The following is a 6,132-nucleotide window of genomic DNA, read 5'->3' as shown; positions in this document are numbered from 1 at the left end:
TAGATTGCCATCACAGCCTGGGTTTCAGCCGCCTAACCCACCCTACACGAAAGCACATTTTTAGCCGTGTCGGTCCAGTAGGGTGGGTTAGCGCAGCGTAACCCACCGCCAATTCAGAGCATAAACGGTGTTGACATTTCATTAACGCACCCGACGATACGACTTAAAATTCCGACCTCCAATTTTGTAAATACTCTTGAATCTGACCGAGAAAAAACCGCGATCGCTCCAATAATATCTCCGCTTCCCGCAATGTTTCTCGCGCTTCCAAGAGGCGATATTCGACCAATAATTGCAACTGAGGGTTAGTCATACCGGAATGCCCTCACTGAATACCTTCAACAGCAGCGGACTCGCCCCCACCGCACCATTTTTGATCTGTGCTTCCGTCACCACAAACGTAGAAATAACGCGATCGCATTTAAACCCGATATCCCAAGCCAGATCGTCAATTTGTTCCCGCTTTGAGCGCTCCAACTCTGCCACCTTAATAAACACATCCAAATCCGATTCTTCTGTCGCGTCGCCCCGCGCCCGCGAGCCGAACACCCGCAACTCTAAAATTGGCATGATTGCTCTCAGGCGATCGGAAAATTCTAAAATGACTTGGCGATCTATTTCTTGCATTGATTTACAGTTTTTGGGTTGGGTTATAACAATCGATTGACAACTGCCCGATCGCTATTATAGCAGTGCGCGATCGTGCAGAATAAACTGATAACATCGGCGGTGTTGACATTTCATTAATGCACCCGACGGGACAGGTTGATGTATTTTTTTCATGATGTTTTGTTTTGCAATTATAATGGACAATGATTGGCGTTCATCTGGAGCCGGGAAAGCTGGGAGCGGTGGCCGGAAAAATGGAGGATATTGATACCGAGTTCTTGGGCACTGCGGATCGTTTCCCGGGGTAATGGGAGGTTGTGACTCAATCCCCAACCCGAAGACAGACAGCCGACGGATAGAATGATTTGACCCCAATTAAATAATCGGATCGGCTCCCGATTGATAACCGGTAATTCTGAAAATAGAAAGGGTCGGGTTTTGATGGGGTCGTCTCGGGAAATTTTGCCGGAATGGGAAAGGGAAATTTCGAGGTGATGGGCGAGGTTTTTGATGGGTTCCAAGGCGATTTCTAGCCGACCGTCAATTTCGGTTTCGCAGGTGGTGAGTTCGGATTGCAATTCCAGTTTTAAATCCGATATTTGGGACAATTGAATGTCTTCGATCGCCTGTTGAAGTTCCACCATCACCGAATTGATATCGGCGATATTAACTTCTCGGGACGAAGCCTCGATGAACAGGACGGCCCCGCGATCGCTGTATTGTTTGAGATAATTATATTCCAATTCTCCCCAGGAGAAAATCTGCGGATATCGGATATAAATCAAACTATATTCCGGCATTTCATAGCCTGAAAATTCTCGCCAGATCGCGATCTCTTCTAAGGGTTCGACTCCCATCTTTTGGGGAGCCAAAACCGAGACAGATTCCAACAAGTCGGTGAGGTTGTCGCCGATCGCGATATCTTCGGCCGTCCCCCCGAGAATCTGGGCGACGCGGACGGTTTGAGGCGATCGCGCTTGGACAGCCACCCGATACCGCAAATCCAACTCGTTGATATCGGGATCGAACACATCTTTTGCCGGTCGAATTTGGACGGCATCGGCAGAAATAGCAATGCGACAGAGTTCGATTTCTTCGGAGGCGGGGGGATGATTTTTTTCGTCGATCCGAAAGGTTTCCGCCGCCCAATCTTCATCGGTTTGACGGTGGAGTGTTTCCGGATCGACGTAGCTGAGAACCAAATAGACGGCGGTCATTTCCGTCTCGGCGACCGAGGCGATCCGAAATTCGATCGGGCGATCGACAATAATCGGATTTCCCAGGCGATCGATTGCCATCCCCGGTTGAATTTGCACCCAGCGGCCATCCCGATACTGGGCGGAGATGTCGGACGGTGCCTCGATCGCGCACACTCCCAACCCCCTAACAATGCCGGGATGGTAGAGGGATTGGTAGTGGAGATTTTGTCGCCTTCGGTGATAGTCGTGCGATCGCTTCCACCGCTCCGCATTCAACAGCAATCCGTCCCGCACGATCAACCGTTCGAGGGGATACATTTCCGGAGGCAAATAATTGGAATGGGTTAAATCTGTCATAATCATTGAAAGTTATTAATTATAAATTATTAGTTATTTTCAATTCGTAAGTACAAAAAGCGGGTTTCTGTTCTTCGATGACCTGACGGACTAATGTTTCGTCGATGGCATCGGGGTCGCCCCGCAGGCGGACGTCAAAATGGAAAGGCTTTCCGCCCCCCAAAATCGCATCCACGCCCAGATAGGAAGTCCCCATCACCGCCCCCTGGGTAAAATTTTCCACAATGGCGATGTGCTTTTCGATTTCCGGCAAATCTTCATCCAGGGGCAGTCCCGTCGCCAGGTGCAGGTAAAATCGCAGCCCCCGCCGGGTCCCCCGCCAGCGATAAATCTCCAAGGCGTGGCGGATCAGACGGCGTTGCTGTTCCCAACTGAGATTGGGGACCCGACGCCAGCCGACCCAGTGGGCCAAAAAGGGCAGCAGGCTTTCGGGGGCCGTGAGGGGGTCGAGGTGGGCCCAAAGGGTGCCGAAGGTTTGCACGTCGGGGTTGAAGGTGGTTTCGATAATTTTGAGGAAACGGCCGACAAAATCGATTTCCCGATAAATTTGGGGCAGTAGGTTGACGTAGGGCGATCGCGGTCTGAGAAACAGGTCGAAATCTATAAATTCCAGCAGGGGTGGCAGGCCCGTGTTTTCCCCGGTGCCGGGATAAGTGCCGTAAACGCTGAACCGCCCGGAATAGTTGAGCCGCAGTCCGTCGCCCGAGACATCGGCTTGGTGTTCCTCAAAAAAGTTGCGATCGACCCGAAAAGAGAGCACAGCCGACTTCCGTTCCCCCGGCGACAATTGATATCCCGCGATCGCACTCCGACACCAGTGGGGAGGAAAATTGCCGGTCAGTTCGCAGGAGAGCTCCAGGGGGCGGGTATCCAAATTTTCCAAATCGATGACAATTTCACTGACTTCTCCGGGGATAAGTGTCAGGTTTGACCGGTCCGAATCGACTTGGTAAATCGTGCCGGACAATTCGGACAGTTGCGCGGGTTCCGTCTCGGGAATATCGATCGAAACGACATCTAAAAGGACGGATTGACTGGATGGAGCTTGGGTCATGGAAGTCATGTCGGCTTACCGTAGATGCGAAAAGAAACCCGCTTTTTCAATGGATGATGTTGATGACGTGGCCGGAGTTGAGGGCGGCATCAGACCAAGAACAGATCGTCCCGTGGGGGCCGGGATCGATGAGGGCGACGGGTTGTCCCCGCACCCAGCGATTCTCCTGCGGAGAGCCGACCGGGCGGAGGGCGAACAGTTGCACGGCGCCCAAGCTGAGGATGGCGGGAAATTGTTGCAGTAGGGCGATGATGTCGGTGGGGTAGAGGAGCCGGCCGAAGGGCCAGCCTTCCCCCTTGCTCCCCCCGACGACGGGGTTGAGGAAGCGGTACAGGGCGGCTTCCAACTCGCGGCGGATGTCTTCCCGGGCGTCCGGGTGGTCGTACTGGGGTTGCAGGGTGACTTCGGTTTGGACGGCGACCCCGACGTATTCCGGTTCCCGACAGGTGACTTGCACCCCTAGGAGGCGGCGCTCGTCGAGGTAGTCGAGAACCTGGTGCCGGAGTTCGGAACTGAGGATCAATTCCGCCGGGGAAATGCCGAAGCCCGCATCGGGTCGGAGTCGGGGGATGAGGAGCACTTCGACGGTGCCCGGTTGGGTGGGAGGCAAACAGCGGGCGCGGGCGATCGCACCCCGTCCGCCCACGATCGCCAAGGTTTCAAAGTCTTCGGGGGTGACGGCGCGATCGCGGGTTCGCAACATCTGGGGGACGCGGATGGCGGCCTGTTCCAGGGATTCGGCGTCGGAGCCGTTGCGGGCCGGAATGTGGTTGACGGCGGTGCCGACGTAGGGGATGGCGGATTTCATCACGACCACGGTCCCGGGTTGGACGTTGCCCCGGACGCCCCCGCCGGTGCGGTAGCGGACCATCCGCAGGGTGGCTCCCCGGGGGGGTACAGCGCCGTACTGCCGCTCTTGGCTGGGGGCGGGGGTGACGGCGGGGGGGCGGTTGGTGGTTTGCAGCAGGGCGCGGTACTCGGTTTCTCGCACCAGTTGGGTGGGTTCGAGCACCAGGGGGCCGAATTGCACGGCGCCGGTGAGGGAGTCGATTAAATAGTGGCGATCGCCGGGTCCGGAGTTGGAAAAGTCGGGGACTTCTGCCCAAATTTGGGGCAGTTCTCCGGGGGGGGTGACGGTGAGGTATTCGTTTTCAGCCCGGGCGAGGACGGGGGGGCGCGCGAGTCGGAACACCTGGCCGGGGGTGCCGTCGCTGATGCCGAGCACTTCGTCGGTGACGACCTGGCACTGGGTGGCCGGGGCGGTGCCGCCGACGGAGCGGACGCCGAGGCCGACGATGCGGGGGGAGCGGCTGTAGGGGGCCTGGTCGGGGGTGGGTTCGGTGCAGACGCAGCGGAGCCACCGGCCCCGGTAGGCGGTGAATTGGGCGACGGGGAAGCGGACGGGGAGGTGCAGGATGATGTCGGCGCCCCGGCTCGGGTCGCGCCCCTGGCGGGTGAGGTCCCGGAAGCTGAAGCCCTGGGTTTCGTCGTCGGCCTCTTCGATGAGGATTGATTGCCAGTAGCGCCCGTTCCAGGCTTCCCACCGCCGGGGGGGGTGGTCGGGGTCGATGCCGGTGGGGGTGGCGGCTTGGCCTTTGACGGTGAGGGCGATGACGTTGCCTTCGATGGGGGCGTCGGGCTCGAAGACGAGGTAGAAGCATTGGCCGGGGTCGGGCCGATCGCCGAATAGGGGCAGTTCGGGTCCGGACCAGGTGCCGTCCCGGTCCATTGTCCACCAGTTGGTGAAGCGATCGCGCAACATTTGCGGGGTGTCTTCGGGGGTTTCGGCGTGGAGGAAGTGGCCGATGGCGGGTTTGGCGATGGTCAGGGTCCCGGAGGTGCTGAAGACGACGGATTCGGCGTCGGGGAGCCGTTCGGTGGCGATTTCGATGCCGTCGGGGATGGTGTAGGTGGCGGGGAGGTCGGAGACGAGGTAGAAGGTGATTTCGGTGCGGGCGGGGTTGGGGGGTTGCAGGCGGATGCCCAGGAGTTCTAAGAATAAAACGTAGTTGCGGCGGGGGACTTGGTTGAAGCGGGTCAGCATCTGCTCCATCAGCCACGCGAACAGCTCCAGCAGGGTGATGCCGGGATCGCTGGGGTTGTAGTTGCTCCACTCGGGGCAGTAGCGGGGTATTCGCAGCAGGCATTCTTGCAGGAGATCGTCGTAGGTGCGATCATCCAGGTTGGCTTTGGGGAGGTTGGGTAGGAAGTCGAAGACCATGGGGGCTATTCCGGCGGCTGTTGCAGGTAGAAGGGATAGACGAGGCTGCGGCGATCGTGGGTGGGTTTGAGGCGGTAGTTGATGACCAGATCCACCCGCCCCCCGCCGCCGTCGGGGATGGCTAAAACGTCATCTACAATGATGCGCGGTTCCCACTGTTCTAGGGCTTCTCGGACGTAGATCCGCATTAACATCAGGGTTTCGGAGTTGATGGGGGCGAAGCTGAGTTCTGAGAGGCGACAGCCGAACTCGGGCCGGTTGAGTCGTTCGCCCAGGTCGGTCATCAAAATCAGCAGGATGGATTCCCGGACGTTGCGATCGCCCGCACTCAGGGCCCAGTTGCCTTGCTGATTGATTTCCAAGGGAAAGGCAAATCCCTGACCCAAATAGGTCGGGGGGCGACGTTGGTTGAGCATGGGAATTCTCTGAGCTTTTCGGTATGGGAGTTTCGGCGCGGCCGAAACTCCCGGAATTCGGGACAATTTCCCCGATATTTTTGAGGAGAAAGCTGCGGGACTTTCTCGCCGTCAATTGACGGATTCTCTGGTTTTGAGCCACTCAAAAGACCGCAAAGCCGGTTTTTGGGGGGGCAGAATTGGTGATTGATCGGACTTGATTAGGGGTCGAGAGAGAAGTCACCTTCTCCCCCTCCCATTCAGAACCGTGCATGAGACTTTCACCTCACACGGCTC

6 protein-coding genes are annotated in these 6,132 nt (G+C 57.4%); all 6 read right to left on the bottom strand.

The window, feature by feature from the left end; genetic code table 11:
• Nucleotides 1-163: 163 nt before the first annotated feature.
• Complete coding sequence (locus LKE08_RS10225) at nucleotides 164-313, bottom strand: hypothetical protein (RefSeq protein WP_324704118.1); 150 nt, start codon at nucleotides 311-313, stop codon at nucleotides 164-166.
• Complete coding sequence (locus LKE08_RS10220) at nucleotides 310-627, bottom strand: nucleotidyltransferase domain-containing protein (protein WP_324704117.1); 318 nt, start codon at nucleotides 625-627, stop codon at nucleotides 310-312. The genes LKE08_RS10225 and LKE08_RS10220 overlap by 4 nt, the downstream gene beginning before the upstream one ends.
• A 173-nt stretch (nucleotides 628-800) precedes the next feature.
• Entirely contained in the window at nucleotides 801-2,165 is a 1,365-nt protein-coding gene (locus LKE08_RS10215; RefSeq protein ID WP_324704116.1) for a hypothetical protein, read from the bottom strand.
• Between the two features lie 19 nt (nucleotides 2,166-2,184).
• Entirely contained in the window at nucleotides 2,185-3,228 is a 1,044-nt protein-coding gene (locus LKE08_RS10210; protein WP_324704115.1) for a phage tail protein, read from the bottom strand.
• Between the two features lie 37 nt (nucleotides 3,229-3,265).
• Nucleotides 3,266-5,440, bottom strand: coding sequence for a putative baseplate assembly protein (locus LKE08_RS10205; RefSeq protein ID WP_324704114.1), 2,175 nt, complete (start codon nucleotides 5,438-5,440; stop codon nucleotides 3,266-3,268).
• A 5-nt stretch (nucleotides 5,441-5,445) separates the two neighbouring features.
• The gene (locus LKE08_RS10200) at nucleotides 5,446-5,856 is read right to left on the bottom strand and encodes a GPW/gp25 family protein (RefSeq protein ID WP_324704113.1); all 411 of its coding nucleotides are present in this window, start codon (nucleotides 5,854-5,856) and stop codon (nucleotides 5,446-5,448) included.
• Nucleotides 5,857-6,132 lie beyond the last annotated feature (276 nt).

The organism is Lyngbya sp. CCY1209 (genome assembly GCF_035615495.1).
In the GTDB taxonomy this organism is placed as follows: domain Bacteria; phylum Cyanobacteriota; class Cyanobacteriia; order Cyanobacteriales; family Microcoleaceae; genus Limnospira.
The sequence above is the reverse complement of the archived record's forward strand: the minus strand, read 5'-3'. Positions and strand labels throughout refer to the sequence as shown.

Bases quoted from the DNA above. Each gene is read 5' to 3' on its own strand.
- LKE08_RS10225 (WP_324704118.1), bottom strand. From the start codon at position 313: ATGACTAACCCTCAGTTGCAATTATTGGTCGAATATCGCCTCTTGGAA.
- LKE08_RS10220 (WP_324704117.1), bottom strand. From the start codon at position 627: ATGCAAGAAATAGATCGCCAAGTCATTTTAGAATTTTCCGATCGCCTG.
- LKE08_RS10215 (WP_324704116.1), bottom strand. From the start codon at position 2,165: ATGACAGATTTAACCCATTCCAATTATTTGCCTCCGGAAATGTATCCC.
- LKE08_RS10210 (WP_324704115.1), bottom strand. From the start codon at position 3,228: ATGACTTCCATGACCCAAGCTCCATCCAGTCAATCCGTCCTTTTAGAT.
- LKE08_RS10205 (WP_324704114.1), bottom strand. From the start codon at position 5,440: ATGGTCTTCGACTTCCTACCCAACCTCCCCAAAGCCAACCTGGATGAT.
- LKE08_RS10200 (WP_324704113.1), bottom strand. From the start codon at position 5,856: ATGCTCAACCAACGTCGCCCCCCGACCTATTTGGGTCAGGGATTTGCC.